Annotated in this window: 17 protein-coding genes; 3 read left to right on the forward strand and 14 right to left on the reverse strand. The window is 44.1% G+C overall.

All coding sequences use genetic code 11. The features are described from left to right. Positions 1-121: 121 nt before the first annotated feature. The 13 genes from AB5062_RS15235 to AB5062_RS15295 form a co-directional block, all read right to left on the reverse strand. Positions 122-1999 carry an LruC domain-containing protein gene (locus AB5062_RS15235; protein ID WP_022509119.1) on the reverse strand — a complete coding sequence of 626 codons (1878 nt, stop codon included), beginning with the start codon at positions 1997-1999 and terminating at the stop codon, positions 122-124. Between the two features lie 293 nt (positions 2000-2292). Then, a complete protein-coding gene (gene galE, locus AB5062_RS15240) occupies positions 2293-3327 on the reverse strand; it encodes a UDP-glucose 4-epimerase GalE (RefSeq protein WP_005841511.1) in 1035 nt (344 codons plus the stop codon). 32 nt (positions 3328-3359) lie between these two features. Continuing rightward, positions 3360-4256 (reverse strand): hypothetical protein, encoded by an 897-nt coding sequence (locus AB5062_RS15245; protein ID WP_117694871.1) that lies wholly within the window; start codon positions 4254-4256, stop codon positions 3360-3362. A 141-nt stretch (positions 4257-4397) separates the two neighbouring features. After that, positions 4398-5000: an electron transport complex subunit RsxA gene (gene rsxA, locus AB5062_RS15250; protein ID WP_005841506.1), complete on the reverse strand. Its 603-nt coding sequence runs from the start codon at positions 4998-5000 to the stop codon at positions 4398-4400. An 18-nt stretch (positions 5001-5018) separates the two neighbouring features. Then, on the reverse strand, positions 5019-5603 hold the full coding sequence (locus AB5062_RS15255) for an RnfABCDGE type electron transport complex subunit E (protein WP_005841504.1): 585 nt from the start codon (positions 5601-5603) through the stop codon (positions 5019-5021). A gap of 14 nt (positions 5604-5617) precedes the next feature. Beyond that, a complete protein-coding gene (locus AB5062_RS15260) occupies positions 5618-6412 on the reverse strand; it encodes an RnfABCDGE type electron transport complex subunit G (RefSeq protein ID WP_008671243.1) in 795 nt (264 codons plus the stop codon). Next, positions 6409-7398, reverse strand: coding sequence for an RnfABCDGE type electron transport complex subunit D (locus tag AB5062_RS15265; RefSeq protein WP_022509117.1), 990 nt, complete (start codon positions 7396-7398; stop codon positions 6409-6411). Before AB5062_RS15265 ends, AB5062_RS15260 begins: the two co-directional genes overlap by 4 nt. 14 nt (positions 7399-7412) lie before the next feature. Further along, positions 7413-8750: an electron transport complex subunit RsxC gene (rsxC, locus tag AB5062_RS15270; RefSeq protein ID WP_117678049.1), complete on the reverse strand. Its 1338-nt coding sequence runs from the start codon at positions 8748-8750 to the stop codon at positions 7413-7415. A gap of 39 nt (positions 8751-8789) precedes the next feature. After that, complete coding sequence (locus AB5062_RS15275; protein ID WP_005841495.1) at positions 8790-9743, reverse strand: Fe-S cluster domain-containing protein; 954 nt, start codon at positions 9741-9743, stop codon at positions 8790-8792. 20 nt (positions 9744-9763) lie between these two features. Beyond that, positions 9764-10192 carry a SoxR reducing system RseC family protein gene (locus tag AB5062_RS15280; protein ID WP_012055929.1) on the reverse strand — a complete coding sequence of 143 codons (429 nt, stop codon included), beginning with the start codon at positions 10190-10192 and terminating at the stop codon, positions 9764-9766. Between the two features lie 178 nt (positions 10193-10370). Beyond that, positions 10371-11567 (reverse strand): threonine ammonia-lyase, encoded by a 1197-nt coding sequence (gene ilvA / locus AB5062_RS15285; RefSeq protein WP_005841490.1) that lies wholly within the window; start codon positions 11565-11567, stop codon positions 10371-10373. Between the two features lie 196 nt (positions 11568-11763). Next, the gene (locus AB5062_RS15290; RefSeq protein WP_005851603.1) at positions 11764-12678 is read right to left on the reverse strand and encodes a DMT family transporter; all 915 of its coding nucleotides are present in this window, start codon (positions 12676-12678) and stop codon (positions 11764-11766) included. Between the two features lie 36 nt (positions 12679-12714). Next, complete coding sequence (locus AB5062_RS15295) at positions 12715-13905, reverse strand: MFS transporter (protein ID WP_057099295.1); 1191 nt, start codon at positions 13903-13905, stop codon at positions 12715-12717. A 257-nt stretch (positions 13906-14162) separates the two neighbouring features. Between AB5062_RS15295 and AB5062_RS15300 the strand changes: the two genes are divergently transcribed. From AB5062_RS15300 to AB5062_RS15310, 3 genes are all read left to right on the forward strand, one after another. After that, complete coding sequence (locus AB5062_RS15300; RefSeq protein WP_005841486.1) at positions 14163-15611, forward strand: glutamate decarboxylase; 1449 nt, start codon at positions 14163-14165, stop codon at positions 15609-15611. Positions 15612-15676: 65 nt separating this feature from the next. Next, entirely contained in the window at positions 15677-16639 is a 963-nt protein-coding gene (gene glsA, locus AB5062_RS15305; RefSeq protein ID WP_057099296.1) for a glutaminase A, read from the forward strand. A 300-nt stretch (positions 16640-16939) separates the two neighbouring features. Next, positions 16940-17803 carry a copper homeostasis protein CutC gene (locus AB5062_RS15310; RefSeq protein WP_005851598.1) on the forward strand — a complete coding sequence of 288 codons (864 nt, stop codon included), beginning with the start codon at positions 16940-16942 and terminating at the stop codon, positions 17801-17803. A 91-nt stretch (positions 17804-17894) separates the two neighbouring features. Here the strand turns inward: AB5062_RS15310 and AB5062_RS15315 are convergent, their stop codons facing one another. After that, on the reverse strand, positions 17895-20558 hold the full coding sequence (locus AB5062_RS15315) for a transglutaminase domain-containing protein (RefSeq protein WP_005841481.1): 2664 nt from the start codon (positions 20556-20558) through the stop codon (positions 17895-17897). Positions 20559-20586 lie beyond the last annotated feature (28 nt).

Below are 20586 nucleotides of genomic sequence, written 5' to 3' on the forward strand. Positions count from 1 at the left end.
ATCATATTGTCCGCAAAAGTACAAAAAGATTGAATCACTTGGCTTCAAAAGGTGACATTTTTTCAAGTAAAAAGTCCTGTTAGTCCGATTTATCAAAAACAACAGTGCCTTTCACCCTTTATTATTCTTTAGGATGTAAATACCAATCTTTATAATCCGCGCCAAAAGAATCTCTCCACTGTTTAAACTCGGGATAATAGGTAGTAATAGACACCTTCTCTGAAGGCCATCTAAATTCACTGTTACTGATATTTATAGCGAAAGGCATATTATCTTCTGCTATATAATACATTGGGATACCATTGGAGTCTTGACTCAAATCACTACCCGTACCACGTAAACTCTCATCAGCTACGCTTGTCGGCTTATAGCCTGACAAATGTACTTCATGAGAACGTTTATTCACAAAAATGAAAGAATTGTAAGGCGGATAAGCATCCATGTCGCTTACTTTATCATATTTTTTAAATCCGATCACTACAGTCACAGGCTTTTTGAGAACAGGCTTTATATCAGAAAAAAGTATTAATACAGGCTTTTCTATTCCCGGCTCAAAGTTTTTTCCGATCACATTACCTTCTTGACTCACCTGCACCAAATCTATATGCTCCTTCCCTACGTAATCCAACTGAAAACCAAACCCATTTGTATAAGTAGCACCATCATTCATCGGAGTAAAAGTAGTAGTGGTGCGCACCAATGCGTTAGAAGATTTATCTTTCACAACTGTACTGGAATAATATATCACAACATCATTCATATCGTAATCATTCTTATCAGGCCAATTGTCCTCATAAGCCAAAGACCCTTTGACTACATACGAAATTTCACCCTTATTTACTTCATCCGGTATATTAGGAGTAGGTTCTACAGAAGAAGAAGCAGACGCCATAATAGCAAACTGTACATCATTAAAACGCATGTCCACATTATCTTCCATAGCCATAAAGAAACAATTGTCCAGTTCCGGATCACTTAACAAAACTGAACGTTGCTCTTTATTATCGTTATATGCAGGATTAGAATAACGAGGAAAAACACCCTTTTCTTTTCCAAATCCCATTCCCAATAAAATCCATCCAATATGAGTACCTTGGGGAAATTCATCTTCATACTTGCTTTGTTCCTTATTCCAATATTTTAGTTTTATTTGCTCACCGACTAAAGATTTAGGAGCATTCCTACTGGAACGTGGAATCAGGATGGTCTTTTTTATGGTAGCTATGTCCACAGACTCTCCTTCTTTATAAGTATAATAAGCAACCATATCCTCCCACGCAGTAGACGAGAAATCAAAATAAGTCGCAACCAAACCTGTAGATTTAGTTATTACCATATCATTACTCCCTGAAGTACGTAGTTCCGGAAACCTTTCCAGCAAATTACGATTATCTACTACTATAGAACGGCTTAAATTACTGCATCTCTCTAAAAAAGCACCGGGTATATCCAACTTTTCAGGCAACAAATAATCAGGAACCCCATTTTCATTCCAATTACCCAATACATCATATCCGTCAGGATAACTCACTCCTCCCATTACCGCTCTAGAATGCCCGTTGGCAGACAGTTGTGCCTTATAATCAACATAATTAAAGGTTAGTCCGTCAGATAGAAATTCCAATTCAACAGGTGATACGACCAACACATTATCAGTTACCAACCATACCTTTTTCAAATAAGCCGGCAAAGATACTTTTGAAAAAAACCTACCATTCATATCAGTCGAAGCGGCATAAATGGGATTTATATCTTTAAATTCCCAAGTATTTCCAACTAATTCCATAGGATATTCATCATACAGATAAAAAGCAGTCTGTACTTTCATGCCATAATCAATGATAAGTTGACTATTACGGACAGTAGTAAAATCAAAAAAATCGCCTTTATTGATTTTTTCCTCCTCTTCTTCCTCTTCCCCCGTATATATATCATGCATATTACGCAAGCAAGACACAAAGAAAACTGATAAGCAGATGATCCAAAATTTTGTTTTCATAAAGTAGTGCGTGATTATTTTCGACAAATATAGCCATAAATAACTAAAAAACAACTAAATAGTCAGAAAAAAAACTGTCCCCCGACTCACGTCGGAGAACAGCCACAACACAAACACAAAATAAAACACGACAAAACTACTATGCAATTTTTTAGCCTGCTCTATGTTTTGAGTAACATAACTACCGCCAATCAGGTATTCACATATCCAAGAGGGGTTTCAGGTTATTTGCATCTATAAAACGCCACACTAGCGTCCTTTGTTCATCGGTCTTTCTAAAAATATCTTAATTCTTATTGAATTCCTCTTTCTCTTAGTTTCAGCTGCCAGTTCCAAGCCGAACGTAGAGTGTCCTCCAAATTGGCTTCTGCCTTCCATCCCAACTCCTTATTAGCAAAATCAGGATTAGCCCATACCTTCTCAATATCTCCGGCACGACGACCCACGATCTGATAATTAAGTTTCACACCGGTAGCTTTTTCAAACGTATTGATCAGTTCCAATACAGAAACGCCTTTACCCGTTCCAATATTAAAGACTTCCACCTTCTCCTTCTGCTTGTTATTCAAAATGCGATCCATTGCGATAACGTGAGCCTTCGCCAAATCCACTACATATATATAGTCACGGATGCAAGAACCGTCCGGTGTATCATAATCATCCCCGAACACACTCAGTTTTTCACGAATACCCATCGCTGTCTGAGTAACATAAGGTAGCAAATTTTGTGGAACCCCATTAGGTAATTCACCTATTAATGCAGTGGGATGTGCGCCAATAGGATTAAAGTAACGCAACATAATAGCATTGATAGGCGATCCCGAAGCAACTGTATCACGAATAATTTCTTCATTGATCTGTTTTGTATTACCGTACGGAGACTCAGCCTTCTTAATCGGAGCCTCTTCCGTTACAGGAAGAACATCGGGCTGACCATACACCGTACATGATGATGAAAAAATAATACCTTCTACTCCATGTTTCGGCATTAATTCCAACAGGTTAATCAATGAAACCAAGTTATTGCGATAATACAACAACGGTTTTTGTACCGATTCACCCACAGCCTTGCTAGCCGCAAAATGAATAATACCTTTTATACCCGGATATTTAGTAAACAGCTTATCCATTCCCTCAAGATCCAAGCAATCCAACTTTTCAAATGCAGGACGGATTCCTGAAACCTTTTCTATATTATCTACCACATCGGCGCTTGAGTTGGACAAATTGTCCACAATCACTACGTCGTAACCGCTATTTTGCAGCTCTACTACCGTATGAGAACCGATGTAGCCGGTTCCTCCTGTTACTAAAATTCTTTCTTTCATAATACTTAATATTCTGTCGTTTTCTAATAGGTTCAAAACAACTTCGACGGGTAGATCTCTTTTCGTATCATATCATTGATACGAAGCAGGACTTGTATCTTGTCATCATGCGATACCAATCCCATCCATCTGGCAGGTGTCTCAATCACTTTCACCCTGACTCCGTCAGCAATACGCTCATTCATAAAAGCCGGAATAGAATAATGGGCTTTCATATCCATTCCATTCTCATCTATGAACTTATCGAACGCCTTCTTCATCTCACCGAATACCTGCGGAGTAAATCCCCACATATTCATTGAAACCAAGCTGTTGTCATCCAAAGCCACCCATTTATGTAATTCATTAGGATACATCGGATTTCCACTTATCCGTTCTACTCCTACACGGTCTGTAACGGACAACAGATATCCTTTTTCATCCACTTCACAAATACCACGGGTAACCCCTCCGCTTTCCGCCAATACATTTCTCAGCCTGTAGCAAATATTGAAACTATGGTAGTCAGCTTCTCCCAACATCACCAGATTATTATATAACAATTCAAAACTTTCTCTTTGGTAAAAGTTCACGGCATTTATCACACCGAATGGAGAGTCAATCAACTCTTCTCCCATCAGAACAGCTCTTACCGAACCGTACAGTGCTTTGCGCTTCGGATTACGCTTTTCTTCAGGAATCGTTTCCACATCCTGATAAACATACTCCACTTCTACCACATGTTCGTATTTGCCTGATACCAGTTTCTTGAATTCTTGTTCAAAATGTCTGCTTATGACAAATACGATCTTATTAAATCCGACTCTTACGGCATCATATATGGAAAAATCTAATATTGTTTCGCCATTAGGACCTATTCCCTCCAGCTGTTTCAATCCACCATATTTATTCCCCATAGTGGCCGCGAGTACAATCAAGGTCATAGCCATTTAATCTCTCTATTAATTCTAATGCAAAAATAAGCATAAAAATTGAATTTACGGACAAGAACAATGGATTTCTTTCTAATAAAAAAGTCCGAAGCTGTGCTCCGGACTTCTGAATCGGTTTATTTTAACGATGAAGTGAATTTATTCTATTCCAAACAAAACACCCAAGCCTTTGTCTACACCTGAAAATCCCATGAATGCCATTGCCAGCAGACCGGCAGTAACCAATGCGATAGCCATTCCCTGCATTCCTTTAGGTATATTCACCAAACTTAATTGTTCACGGATACCTGCAAACAACACCATAGCCAAAGCAAAACCAAGAGCTGTAGAGAAGGCATAAACCACCCCCGTCAACAAATCAAAGTCTTTCTGGATTACCAAAATAGCCACACCCAGAATACAGCAGTTAGTAGTAATCAACGGAAGAAAGACTCCTAATGCCTGATAAAGGGCGGGAGATACCTTCTTCAAAATAATTTCCACCATCTGTACCAATGCTGCAATGACAAGGATAAATGCAATGGTCTGCAAATATTCCAACCCGAAAGCATCGAGCACGAATTTCTGGATAAGATAGGTAACAATGGTAGCGATGGTAAGCACGAATGCAACAGCCGCTCCCATACCCGTAGCTGTCTCAACTTTCTTGGATACACCGAGGAATGGACAAATACCCAAGAATTGTGACAACACAATGTTGTTCACAAATATAGCGGTGATAAATATCAATATATATTCCATTTTCTTACTTTTTACGGGTTATGCTTTCTTCAGTTTATTCACAATCGCAATAAGGTAACCCAATGCAATGAAGGCTCCCGGTGCGAGAACGAAAATCAACATTCCGTATTGCTCCGGCATAATAGCGATATCAAACAATTTACCTGTACCAAGGAACTCACGTACACCACCAAGGATGGTCAATGCAAGTGTAAATCCTAGTCCCATACCCAATCCGTCAAAGAATGAAGGAACAGGACCGTTCTTTGCGGCAAACGCTTCGGCGCGTCCCAGCAAAATACAGTTTACCACAATCAACGGAATAAACAATCCCAAAGTAGCATACAGCGCCGGCACATATGCCTGCATAATCATCTGCAACAAGGTTACAAATGATGCTATAACCACAATGAATGCAGGAATACGCACCATATCAGGAATCAGATTCTTGATAGATGAAATTACCACATTCGAACAAATCAACACAAACATGGTTGCCAGTCCCATACCCATACCATTGATGGCAGAAGAAGTGGTTCCCAATGTAGGACACATACCCAAAAGGAGTACAAACGTAGGATTCTCTTTGACAATCCCGTTCATCAATACTTTAAAATTATTCATAGTCTGCTCCTTCCTTATTTTTTGTTTTTACAATCTTGCTTTGGGCATTCTGCTTTTTTACAGTCCGCCTTGTCGCAGTTAGCAGGATCACATTTACCACCACAAGCAGCTTTGCAGGCAGCAGAGTCACAGGCTTGTCCGCAACAATCCTGAGTTCCCTCACATTGTGCCTTAGCTGCTTTGGGGTCATCGGCAGCAGTTTCAGACACCTGCTGTGTCGCACCGCTGGAACCATCCACATTTTGGCCACTATATGCCGCATAAGCATTATTCACAGCTTTCAGAAAAGCACGTGTCGTGATAGTAGAAGCAGTGATTGCATCTATCTGACCGCCATCTTTATTTACAACCAATGCTTTCTGTCCCGGATTCATACCAGTAATATCGCCTTTGCCGCCTTTCTTAAACCAATCGGCTGCCTTTGATCCCAGTCCCGGAGTTTCTGCATGACTCAACAAAGAATAGTCTATAATATTACCCTCTTTATCGAAACCTACCAATACATTCAACGCACCACCAAAACCATTTGCAGAAGACTCTACGGCTGCACCAATAAATTCTCCTCCTTTGGTTGCTTTATATATCTTATAAGTAACGCCTTCCAATTCTATGGTTTCAGGAGCTTCGGCAGGATTATTGTCAAATCCCGGAACTACGATAGCAATGGCATCACTCAAAGCCTTGGCATTAGCCTGTGCAATGGGTTCCTTTGTCAACTCATTCACATAACCCAGCAATGCTCCGGCTACCACGGTTACGCCTGTCAGCACGATAACCATGTTTTTCAAAGATGATTCTAGTTTTTTCATTTCTTCACGACCTCCCCGAATCTTTTAGGTTTACAATAAGTATTGATTAACGGAGTGAATGCGTTCATAATGAATATAGCGAAAGACATACCTTCGGGATATGCACCGAACAAACGGATAACCACCGTCAGGAAACCGATAGCCACACCGTAAATAATCATACCTTTATGAGTCATAGGCGAAGTAACATAGTCGGTTGCCATGAAAATAGCTCCCAACATCAAACCACCTGTAAACAAGTGAGCCAACGGAGATGCGTAAGCAACCGGATCAACCAAATGCATCAGCCCGGAAAATACAAATACTGTCACCAGAATAGATACAGGAATATGCCAGGAAATAATCTTTTTCCATAGCATATATCCCAGACCAAGCAATAAAGCCAATGCACTCACCTCACCTAGTGAACCCGGGTTATTACCCAGAAACAGACTTAATGTATCGGGCAACTGACCTAAAGCATTTGCATCACCCTTTACAGCCATTTTCATCAATGCCAGCGGAGTAGCACCGGTTTCAGCATCGGTATAACTTCCCCATTGTTGAACCAACGGCCATGAAGTCATCTGCACAGGAAAAGAAATCAGCAGGAAGATACGACCTACCAGCGCGGGATTGAAAGGATTACAACCCAATCCGCCGAAAGTCATCTTGCCCACACCGATTGCCACCAACGCACCGATGATAATAATCCAAAGCGGCAAGTTGGAAGGCAGATTGAATGCCAGCAACACACCGGTTATAATAGCCGAACCATCACAGATGGTAGAGCGTTCTCTCTTCAAAATAAACTTGGTAATCGCCCATTCGAAGAATACACAGGCGGCAACCGAGGTCAAGGTCACCACCACGGCGCCCAGTCCGAACATATAAAATGACACCAGCAACGCAGGTATCAACGCAATGAGTACACCATACATATTCTTCTGTATGCTGTCACCGCTATGAACGTGAGGCGATAATGATACTATTAATTTATTAGCCATACTATTTTGTCGAATTATTTTTTAGCATTACGTGCACGGATGATACCGCCTACTGTGCCCTTACCCAAACGGATATAGTCCAGCAAATAACGATGAGACGGACATGTAAACTGACACGAACCGCACTCGATGCACGACATTACATCTTCTTTTTCTACTCTCTCCCAGTCCTTATGAGCTGAAAGTGTCGCCAACAAGAAAGGCTCCAATCCCATAGGACACACACTGACGCACTTGGCACAGCGGATACAGGGCTGAGCTTCCGCACGGGCAGCTTCCTTATCATTCATAATCAGCACACCCGAACTACCTTTACAAATGGGAACTTCCGTATTAACCAGTGCTTTACCCATCATCGGACCGCCACCTATCACTTTTCCCGTATCTTCGGGCAAACCGCCAGCCGCATCAATCAGCTGGCTCATCGGGGTACCCATACGGGTGAGGAAGTTGGAGGGATTCTTGACAGACTTACCCGTAACAGTCACGATACGTTCAAACAAAGGTTTGTTTTTCTGAACGGCTTCATAAACGGCAAATGCAGTACCTACATTCTGAACTACCGCACCCACATTGATAGGAATAGCGGGAGGAGCAGGAACCTGGCGACCGATCACAGCATCTATCAACTGTTTCTCACCACCTTGCGGATATTTCACCTGCAAAGGAACTACCTTTATACCGGGATACTGAGCAGCCTTTTCAGTCATCAACTTAATAGCATCCGGTTTATTATTTTCAATACCGATATATCCCTTGGTCACTTTTGCAGCTTTCATCAGGATGCTTACCCCCACCAGTACTTCGTCTGCCTTTTCCAGCATCAAACGATGGTCGGCAGTGAGGTAAGGCTCACACTCTACAGCATTGATAATTACACATTCCGCCTTGCAGCCCGGAGGAGGAGAAAGTTTCACATGAGTAGGGAAACAAGCACCGCCCATACCTACTACACCTGCATTTTTCACTTTAGCAACGATTTCTTCGGGTGTGAGAGCACACTCTTTCACCAATGTCGAACTGCGGTCTATTGATTCTTCCCATTCGTCACCATCCACATCGATAAAGATAGCCGGCTTGCGGTAACCGCTAGCATCGATTACGGCGTCTACCTTGTTCACTTTACCGGATACAGACGAGAAAATGGCTGCTGAAACAAAGCCACCCGCCTCAGCAATCTTCGTACCTACCTTCACCACATCGCCTTTTTTCACGATGGCAGTAGCAGGAGCACCGATATGCTGTGACAAAGGAAATACCGCTTGCTTAGGAAGTGCAAGTGTTTCAATGGCTTTGCCTGCTGACAATTTATTTTCTGCTGGATGTACTCCACCAATTCTAAATGTCTTCACTGTTATATCTTTTTAATTTTTACTTACTTTGAATTTTGATTATGCTTCCGTTTTCGGAGCCTCAGCTTTCACCGCTTCCGCTTTCGGAGTTTCCACCTTTGAAGCCTCTACTTTTACAGCAGGTTTTGCAGCAGCCTCACCAGCCGGCACTTCTACTTTCGGTTTACGTGGCGGGAAATTGATAGCTTGGATAGCCCCTTTCGGACATTCCGATTCGCATTTACGGCAAGACTTACACTTAGCCGGATCAATGTATGCCAAATTATTTTCCAACGTAATGGCTTCGAACGGACACACTTTCACACACTTTCCACAACCAATACAACTAGCCTTGCAAGCTTTGTTGGCAACAGCTCCCTTATCCTTGTTCACACACATCACCACTACGCGGCGGTTGTTCTTTCCTTTCGGACGAATTTCAATGATCTTACGCGGACAAGCTTTGCTGCAAGCCCCACAAGCTGTACATTTTTCTTCGTCCACTTCCGGAAGACCGGTTTCAGGATTCATGTGAATAGCATCAAACTGACACGCTTCCACACAATCACCACAACCCAGACAACCGAATGTACAACCCGTCTCACCACCTGAAGTGGCATGAGCGATGGCACACGATTTAGCTCCGTCGTACAGAGCAGTACGAGGGCGATTTTCACAACTACCGTTACATCTTACCACCGCAACTTTCGGTTCAGCAGCAACGGCTTCCAATCCCAAAATGGCAGCTACTTTCTCCATTACCGGAGCACCACCAACCGGACATAACTTACCCTCCAGTGAACCGGCATCGGCAGCCTTCACGCAGGCACCGGCAAAACCAGAGCAACCGGGATAACCACATCCACCGCAATTCGCCTGAGGAAGCACTTCGCTCACCTTGGCAATCCGCGGATCTTCATACACAGCAAACTTCTTAGAAGCGGCATACAAGATTACCGCGGCAATCAAGCCAATCGCTCCCAACGAAATTACTGCAACCAGAATTAAATCCATAAATTTTAGTTAGTTATTTATTAATTATTTTTTATTGGTTCAAGCGTAAATGAAAACTTCTTGCTCAACTTATTCCTGCATACATATATAATAAGGTAATACGGGAGCAAGGCTGACAAAGCAACAAGCGCCGACCTTAACTCATCCCCCCCCGTAAGACGCATGGAAATAAATAAAGTAATCAGCAATACCAAGAAAGGGATACCAAAAGCCAGCAATACGGCTTGCATCCCCATGGAAGTAGTACCATAAATCATCACCTCCTCACCTATGCGGTAAGAAGATGCCTTCATGTCAAAAACATCAATCAGTTTCTCTTTACTTTCAGATGCATTGCAATGCCCTTTCACACTACAAGCCGAACAGGCAGAAGTTTGTACGATTCTCACCCGCACGTGAGAACCTTCAATGTTTTCCACAATACCACGATGTTTGATTATATCGGTCATTTTTGCAAACTCTACATTACAAAACTGCGACAAATGTACGACTTTAATTGGATTCTAAGAAGTATAAAATGATATTTTCACTATAAAAATCGATTTTTTGTGTGGAGAAATTAAAATTAGAAGCAAGAAAAGGAAGAAATATTTAATTTTCCTCCTTTCTACTTGTAAGGTATATAATTTATTTCATTATCACATAGCCTGCATCCAACAGTTTTTGACGAATGGATGCTATATGTTCCTCGTTTCTGGTTTCCATAACGACACGAAGGGCACATCCGGTGACATCTGCACTCTCACTATTTCGCTCATGATGTACAGAAATTACATTTCCTCCCTGCTCTGCGACAATTTTGCTGACTCCCAACAGCTGCCCCGGCTTGTCTATCAAGTCCAAAGTTACTGCATAGGTACGTCCCGACTTCGCCATACCGCGACTGATGACACGGCTCAATATCGTCACATCAATATTGCCTCCGGACACCAGGCAGACAGTTTTCTTACCCTTTACCGGTACTTTATTGAACATGGCTGCGGCAACGGACACAGCTCCCGCCCCCTCTGCAACAATCCGCTGGCGTTCTATCAATGCCAGAATAGCTGCGGCAATCTCGTCCTCAGTCACAGTTACAACTCCGTCCACATACTGATTTACCAAGTCAAAAGTATTTGTTCCCGGCTCTTTCACCGCGATTCCATCGGCAAAAGTGGAAACAGAGTGAAGACGCTCAATACGCGAATGAAGAATAGAATTTGCCATACTGGCCGCACCCAACGCCTGTACGCCATATACCTTGACAGATGGTTTCAAAGCCTTCAACGCATAAGCCACTCCCGAAATCAGTCCTCCCCCACCAATGGGAACAATGACTACCTCCACATCCGGCATTTCCTCCAATAATTCCAAACCGATAGTACCTTGTCCGGCTATCACGTTCTCGTCATCAAAGGGATGAACAAAAGTATATCCCTTTTCATCACGCAATTGCAGGGCTTTCTGATAAGCATCATCATAGACTCCCGGAACCAAACAAACTTCCGCCCCATAATGCTTCGTAGCCTCAACTTTAGATATAGGCGCTCCTTCCGGAAGACAAATCAACGACTTGATACCGCACTTAGTGGCAGCCAATGCCACCCCTTGCGCATGATTACCGGCAGAACAGGCTATCACGCCTCTCGCCTTTTCTTCATCGGACAATTGGGAAATCTTGTAATAAGCACCACGCACTTTAAACGATCCTGTGAGTTGCAGGTTTTCGGGCTTCAGATAAACTGTACTCTCAGGATTTATCTGAGGAGCATAAATCAAATCAGTGCGACGGACAACCTCTTTCAGGACATGAGCCGCTTTGTATATTGCATCTAATTGTAGCATAGGTATAACACTCTTGTTTTTAAATTGGGTGCAAAGCTACAAATAAAATTGATTCCTTACACTCACATACAACGTAAAATTGTATTCTTTTCTCTTTGTTCTCCTTTTCACTTGTCGACAAAGTTCACACTCAAGGAAATATGTAAAAGCCCCGGCAGCACTATCGTTTTCATTTTGACACTCCTTATCTGCTGTCTTATTTTAATTTCGACGTAATCTGTTTATTGCTCTCGGCTACTTCCACCAGATAAACACTGGCACAAATAAGAACAATCGCCGCCAACTGTGTCCATGAGAAGCGATCCTGCCCCAAAACAAAAGAAGTCACCGTAGCAACAATCAATATTAAATACCCGTAAATGGCTACTAATGTCGTTTTCAGATATTTCAGCCCGAGAGGAAGTAATAAATAACTAATGGTGGTAGGAAATACCAAAACAAAAAGCAAGACCAACATAGGCGTAGAGAAAAGTGACATTTTCAGTATAGGAGCATCAAAGCCATAAATCGTATTGACAACAACAGCCATAACAGCCGCCCCTAAAAAAGTATATTTTAACATCGTCATATCTCCCACTCCTTTTAACAGACGGTTACTGAAAACAAGATAGACGGCATAAACCAATGAACTGGCCAAACACATCAAATTACCTAACGGAGCATTGGAGGCAAGATCGTCACTAGGTTGTGTGGATATGCATAGAACAGCTCCTCCCAATCCCATTCCAATGCCAAGCACTTTCATCCAGGTTACTTTTTCCTTATAAAACAATACAGAGATAATGAATACCCATATAGGCTCCAAACTGACAAAAATAGAACTGGAAACCGGAGTAGTCTTACTGATACCCAACAAATAAAAAAACATATATCCATAAATACCTAAAGCCCCTAAAATAAAGAGCTGCCATTTCTGACGGATAGTGGAGTTTTCGGGCTTGCAAAATATATCAATAAGCCAAAAAGCGGCGGCCCCAAATACCAATCGGAAAGTAACCCCTGTCACAGGAGCTATCCACAAAGGTAAAAGATACTTCAGTGCGTTCATATTAAGGCCTCCCAACGCTTTGGAGACAACCATGCTAAGGTTTGCTTCAACTTGTCTATTCATACTTCATGCTGTTATGTTATTACGTGGGTATTTTTCTTATAAACTCAGTTTTTCCTGCTTCATCACAATAAACATCCCCATCAAGGCTACCATCAGATTAAGCCAGAAGGCAAAGGTTTGCGAATGAGAATGGAACAGATTCTGAAAAGCATCCACAATAAACGGACAAAGCAGTATGGCCACATAATTCATCGCCATGACAAAAGCAAGTGCCAACGTCACTTTGTGAGGAACCGCCACATCAGAAGTCTTATCATAAATCAACGGTTGGATAATACCGTATGAAAGCCCGTTCAGAATACATCCCAAAGCAATCAGTATTTCGGAACGACTAAGCAGAATAATCCCCATTCCACAGGCTATCATCAACAAACAAACCATATAGATACGGCGGCCCAAGACCTGCACTATCTTATTCAGGACAAAACCCGGTGCCATAATAGCGAGAAAAAACAAAGATATCAAGATGCCTGCCCTACCACTGGACAGCCCATATTCTTCCATCAGGAAAGGCAGATTGAAACTAATAATAATCACCAGATAAGTAGCCAATCCGTAAAAAGCCATCAGCCTGACCAAAGCCTTGACATTAATTCCCCGCTTACCCATTTCCCTGACAGTATCGGCTGGAATATCATCAGAGGAATGATAATTGGAGAGATCTTTTTTCAGATAACGAGTAAGGAAAACGGATACAAAAGGAAACAGATAGACCAAAAACGGCAAATGCCAGTTCACTTCTGCCAGATATCCTGTCAGCGTAGTGGCAAGCACCAGCGTGATATTGGTGATGGCAGAACTGTAACCAAATTGCTTTGTACGGTAACTTCCCACAAAATAACGGGATATCAATCCGGTAGAAAGCGGAACAATCAATCCCGACCCCATCCCCAACATGGCGCTGACGGCTATCAACTGCCACATTTTATCAGAAAGCAGATAAAGAATACCACTCGCCCCGAAAAGAGCCAGCCCTATCTGCAACAACAAAAGGTTGTTCACTTTCTCTGTCAATTTACCTGATAACAAGATAAAGGGTATGATAAGAAGTGACGGCAACGAAGACAACATCTGGATCTCCAGATCTGTAGCAGAGGGAAATATTTTATTCAAATCTCCCAAAATGGGCGACACCGCCAGTCCCGGCAATGCATTGAGTGCCGAGATGGAAAATATACCTACTAACGTAATGAGGGGAATGGTCCCCTGCCCTGTTTGTACTTTCATAATGAAATCGGTTTAGATTGTGATAGAAACAAAGTGTAAAAGAATTGGTTCAAAGCCGGTTTATAATTGGTCAATGCAATCATGTGCCCATATGCTACTATGCCAATTGGCTGCGCTATGTTCCGCATGACACATTATCCCCCATAAATTAAAAAACATAAAATCAAGAAACTTTTCTCCAAACCTCCTGTTGAGGGAGAAAAACGCGGGAAACTCCCATGTTTTCCATTGTATTACTAATCTAAACTTTAAGTAAAATGAAAGAATGTAATTGTGATTTGAGAGACGGTGACGCAAAGACAGCCGTGTTTGGTTCAAACGAAATGCTACAGCCTGCCCCGGTAGATACCATCCCTATGGAACCTACCACCCCACAGATTGCTTATCAAATGGTAAAAGACGAAACATTCGCCCAAACCCAGCCACGCCTTAACCTGGCCACTTTCGTTACCACCTACATGGACGACTATGCCACCAAACTGATGAACGAAGCCATCAGCATCAACTACATTGATGAAACAGAATATCCCCGTATCGCAGTGATGAATGCCAAATGTATCAATATCATGGCTAATTTGTGGAATTCGCCCGAACAGGCAAAATGGAAAACCGGAGCACTGGCTATCGGCTCCAGCGAGGCTTGTATGCTGGGAGGAGTAGCCGCCTGGTTACGCTGGAAAGACAGACGTAAAGCTCAGGGGAAACCGACTGACAAGCCTAACTTTGTCATTTCAAGCGGTTTTCAGGTTGTTTGGGAAAAGTTCGCCCAACTTTGGCAAATTGAAATGCGCCAAGTACCTCTCACCTTGGACAAAACCACTCTGGACCCCGAAGAAGCACTGAAGATGTGTGACGAGAACACCATCTGCATCGTTCCCATCCAAGGTGTGACATGGACAGGTTTGAACGATGACGTGGAAGCGTTGGACAAAGCACTGGATGCCTACAACGCCAAAACCGGCTATGATATTCCTATCCATGTAGATGCTGCAACCGGCGGTTTCATCCTGCCGTTCCTCAATCCCGACACAAAATGGGACTTCCGCTTGAAATGGGTTCTCTCCATCAGCACTTCCGGCCACAAGTTCGGACTGGTTTACCCGGGACTGGGATGGGTAGTATGGAAAGACAAGAAATACCTTCCGGATGCCATGTCGTTCAGTGTCAATTATCTGGGTGCGAACATCACACAGGTTGGTTTGAACTTCAGCCGTCCCGCCGCACAGATTCTGGGACAGTACTACCAATTTATCCGTCTGGGATTCCAAGGATACAAAGCCATCCAATACAATTCCATGGAAATCACCAAGTACATCCACAGCGAAATAGCCAAGATGGCTCCGTTCGTAAATTACAGCGATGACGTAGTAAATCCTTTGTTCATCTGGTACATGAAACCCGAATATGCAAAGAATGCCAAATGGACTCTGTACGATTTGCAGGCTAAATTGCAGCAAAGCGGCTGGATGGTTCCTGCCTACACCTTGCCGGAAAATATCCAGAATTACGTAGTTATGCGTGTTGTGGTACGTCAGGGATTCAGCCGTGACATGGCGGATATGTTGTTGAACGACATCAAGAATGCCATCTGCGAGTTCGAGAAACTGGAATATCCCACTCCTACCCGCATCGCCCAAGACAAGAATATCGCTGTAAAAGGTACTGTGTTCACTCACAATGCCCATAGCAACGCCGCTAAAAAATAAGCATAGATAACAATAATGCAACCATCCGCCGTTAAGGTAGATGGTTACTTCAATCAAATTAATTTATGGAAAGAACTATAACTATCCAGCAAATAAAGGATGTTGCCCAGGAGGCTTACAATCTGTACAAGGACAATACAGACGGTAAGAACGCCGACTACATCCCTTATCTGGCAAATATTGATCCCAAACTGTTCGGGATCAGTATCTGTCTGATGAACGGAGAAATCATCCAACTGGGTGACTCTCAGTACCGTTTCGGTATCGAGTCCGTTTCCAAGGTGCTGACCGCCATCCTGGTACTCCGCCAATACGGTGCTCCCAAGGTGCTCGAAATGATTGGCGCCGATGCTACCGGACTGCCGTTCAACTCCATCATGGCCATCTTGTTGGAAAACGACCATCCGTCCACCCCATTGGTAAACGCCGGCGCCATCTCGGCCAACAGTATGGTGCAACCCGTAGGAAACAGCGATGCCAAGTGGAAAGCCATCGTAGACAATATGACCGAACTATGCGGAAGTACCCCGCAACTGATCGACGAACTGTACCGGTCAGAGTCGGCGACAAATTTCAACAACCGTTCCATCGCCTGGCTATTGAAAAATTATAACCGTATCTACGATGCCCCCGATATGTCGCTCGACCTCTACACCCGCCAGTGTTCCATGGGCATCACTGCAGAACAGTTGTCCATCTGTGGAGCCACCATCGCCAACGAAGGATTGAACCCGAACACCAACAAGCAAGTGTTCGACAAAGCCCTCTCCCCGAAAATCACCTCCATGATAGCTACCGTAGGTTTCTATCAGCACACAGGCGACTGGCTTTACACTTCGGGAATTCCTGCCAAGACAGGCGTAGGAGGCGGTGTCATGGGCGTAATGCCGGGTGTCATGGGCATTGCAGCCTTCGCGCCTCCTCTGGATGACGCCGGCAACTCCGTGAAAGCACAGCTTGCCATCAAGCATATTATGAACAAACTGGGCATGAACGTATTCAATGGCCATCGCATCCACGTGCAATAATCCATTTCGTTCCCATAGGAAAACCGGTATTTCTCTCACTCCGAGAGGAGTACCGGCTTTTTAATTAAAAATTTTTTCCGCTAAAATTTCTCACACTCTTACATTATGCCTATCTTTGCACTGACAAATTCATCATATTATGAAGAACAAAGTCATCCGTAAAGAACCGGACCAATGACGAACTCACGCAGAGAAACCATTGGAGTTCCCTTGGCGGAATATTTGAAAGAGAAATGCTGGAACAGCCCAAAGCGCCCGATGACGTTGATTATGGAATTGAATTAACTATTAAATAACTTTATGAGTAACAAATCAAAAATCGAGATTTGCGCCAACTCCGTGGAAAGTGCTGTGAAGGCACAACAAGCCGGTGCTTATCGTGTAGAACTATGTGCAGGTATTCCGGAAGGCGGAACAACCCCGTCTTTTGGTGAAATCCGTATGGCACGCCAATTATTGAACCAAACAAAACTGCATGTCATTATCCGTCCCCGTGGCGGAGATTTCCTATATTCTCCTATTGAACAAGAAATCATGCTGCATGATATTAAAGTGGCACGCCAGCTGGGTGCGGACGGTGTGGTATTCGGCTGTCTTACCGCAGAAGGCTATGTCGATGTGCCTCTGATGCAGAAACTGATGAATGCGGTAGGCGAGATGAGTGTCACCTTCCACCGTGCTTTTGATATGTGCAGCAATCCCAAAGAGGCCTTGGAACAGATTATCGGACTGGGTATAGACCGGGTTCTTACTTCCGGACAGGAAGCTACCGCCGAAAAGGGAATCCCTCTTCTGAAAGAATTGGTGGAACAGGCCGACGGACGGATCATCATCATGCCGGGATGCGGTGTGAATGCCGGTAATATCCGTAAGATTGCCGAAGAAACCGGAACTTCGGAATTTCATTTCTCCGGACGGAGCAGCGTAGACAGCGGCATGATTTATCGTAACTCAAAAGTATCCATGGGAGGTACTGTAAAGATAGAAGAGTATCTGAAAGACGTTACCGATCCTGACAAAGTAAAAGCCGCCTTGTCCGAACTGGCAATGAAAGACGAAAACGACAAAGCACTGGAAAAGAAAAACAAAAGCCTCAACCCCAAGAAATCAAAGAAAGAGGATGACTGGGACGATGAGGACGATGACTTGGATGATGACAAGTAAACAGGTAAGCATAAACGCTATCAATATATTTAACGCGGATATTCAGTTTGCAAACTTGAATATCCGCGTTACTTTTTGTTTATACTGAATCCTACAGCTTATGTATCACCTTCATCAGCTGCTCACCCAGTCCGATGGTATATCCTTGTGACACGAATACCACCCGGTTAAAGGTATCCCCAATGATAAACATAGGCAGGATAGTCTTGTTAGACAACTTCATGCCTTCTGCAATCTGCTTCTGGATGGAACCGTCCACATCAATACCGTAAGTAATGGTAGCCGGTAATCCGGGGAATTCCTGCGGGCGGAACTTCTTGTACTGCTCCTCGTTGGGGAACAACAGCACGATTCCTCTGCCCCATTCATCAAACTCCTTACCCAATGCCGCAATATCACGCAAGGCATGGTTCGTAGGTTCTTGTCCGGCACCCAGTACGGCTACAATGTAGTAACCACGTCCTGTAGTGGCAAGAATAGACTTCAGTTCATCGCTATCTATCGGTTTATAAGTAGATTCCGAGTTGAAATTACCGATTACCTGAATATCATCCTTACTTTCACGCATCACCAAGTCCACCGTAGTCGTTTCCCCCGGCTTGATGGTAAAGAAAGTCAGCTGGGACAATACGCCGCCGTTGGCCAGACGAGTACCGGTCACCATCACATAATTGCCGGCATCCAGTGCCGTTCCGTTCTTCAACAGATTAGCCCAAGTAGCGCCGCCACCCATATCAATATCGCCTTCATCATAATTCAGCAATTTCAAGGTTCCGGCAGGAGTCAGTCTGGAAATAGAGAAATGAGAATAATACTTCGGGTCGGCCAAAGACTTGATCGGCGTATATCTGGCAATAAACTTGCCGGTAGGTGCACTGGCCTGTTCCATCGCCTCAAAGTTCACATCAACAGCACCTTCATCACCCATCAACTGCACTTTTCCGGTCACTTCGTCTATACGTGCAGGAATACCCATGCTGCGTGCCATGGAAACAAAGAAGATATCACGGCTGTGCGCATCGGCTGTACGGGCCTTCCACACCCCTTCCGGAGTAATCGGAGAACCGCCCAGGTTGCAATCCTTGTCCACACGGATATTTTCGGCAACCCATGCAACCAGCTTCATCGGATCGGCAAGGTAAGCCTCACGCTCCTGTTCGGGCACTGCTTTCTCAAAGAATCCTTTGTACGGAGTAATCATTTCGTTGCTCACACGCGGATTACGCACAAATCTGCGGAAATAATCGGCATTGGCGCACAGATGTGAATTCATCATGTGGTCTATCAACACTTCGGAACTTACATCGCGAAGGTCTTTGGCGGAAATCTGCTGAAGCAGGTCAATGCCGCCCTTCTTTGACTTGTCCGAACGGAGACGGGCCATAAAGTCACGGATGGTTTCGTGGTTACCACGTGATGCCACCAGCAATTTGGCAACAACATCCTCATCCAACTGATACTCTTTAGCGAAATGACGGGCCGATTCATCCGTCATGAACGTAGCCACGTAGGCATTGCGGATAGAGTCCTCCAAGGCCATGCGGCGATTGTTCTCCGCACGTTGTTCGGGAGTCACTTCGGGCATATTGGCGCCTTCCACCGGAGGAATGATATCCATATCCAGTGTATAAGCCTCGCCGGCCGTCTTGTCCAGTTTCACGGTCAAGGCATTGTCTTTTCCGAAAGACAGTTTGGAGTAACCGAATTTTCCATCTTTGGAAGCCCATACCAGCATATCCCCTTTTCCGGCTGTCAGGAACGTCTTGCCGTCCGCATCCGTCTGTTTGGAAGCTACGGTATAAAATTCGGCATAGTTATACACCTTGAATTCCACTTTGGCATCAGCCACCGGTTTGCCATCCGCATCCACGATGGTCACATCGGCTTTTGCCGTAGGGGCATAATTGTCAATCACATTGATTTCCGTATACCGGGGAGTGCGGTACATCACTTCTTCCGGTCCGTTATAACGTCCGAACACCTTGGTGTGCATCAGCATACCCCGTGAAGCGGGAGCGTTGAACCAACCCAGATTCAGTACCGGTTCGGGTTCGCAAGCACCCAGGAAGTACCATTTGCCATCCACCCAGGCTTCCACCCAGGCATGATTGTCATCGGTATGTGCCCAACGCGGCGTATATACCTGGCGGGCAGGGATGCCTACCGAACGCAAGGCGGCTACCGTGAACGTAGATTCCTCGCCGCAACGTCCGTAGGCTGTCTTTACGGAAGCCAGCGGACTACTGGTACGGGCATCAGAGGGAGTATAAATCACCTTCTCATGACACCAGTGGTTCACTTCCAGCACGGCATCATATAAAGAAAGGTTTTTCACTCTGTCCTTCAGTTCCTCGTAGAATACCTTACGGCTGTCGTCCAGATTCTCGTTGTTTACGCGGATGGGCAATACAAAGTGGCGGAACTCGCGTTCGGGAACCACTTTTCCCCACGGCATCTCCTCACGCGCCTTGAAAGCGTAATCCACGTTTTCCAGATAGAATTCACCGGGATGATCCGCTATATCCGCCAAAGGCATATAGGCGTAAAGGAAAGTCATCGCCTCCTTCTGCTCATCGCTCATGGGTTGTTCGAATACCTGGAAGAGGTCACCTTGGGCCAGCGTATCACGCCGTGCCTCAAAATCCTGCTGAACAGCGGCACGTTCAGCCTCATCACTGATCAAATGTTTGTTGTTTGTACACGAGGCACACAGCATCAAGCCTATCCCCGCCGCACACAAAGCCAATAATTTCATCTTGTTGTTTATTTAGGTTAGCAATTTG

Source organism: Phocaeicola sp. RTP21359st1_B8_RTP21360_211022, assembly GCF_040911965.1.
In the GTDB taxonomy this organism is placed as follows: Bacteria; Bacteroidota; Bacteroidia; order Bacteroidales; family Bacteroidaceae; genus Phocaeicola; species Phocaeicola vulgatus.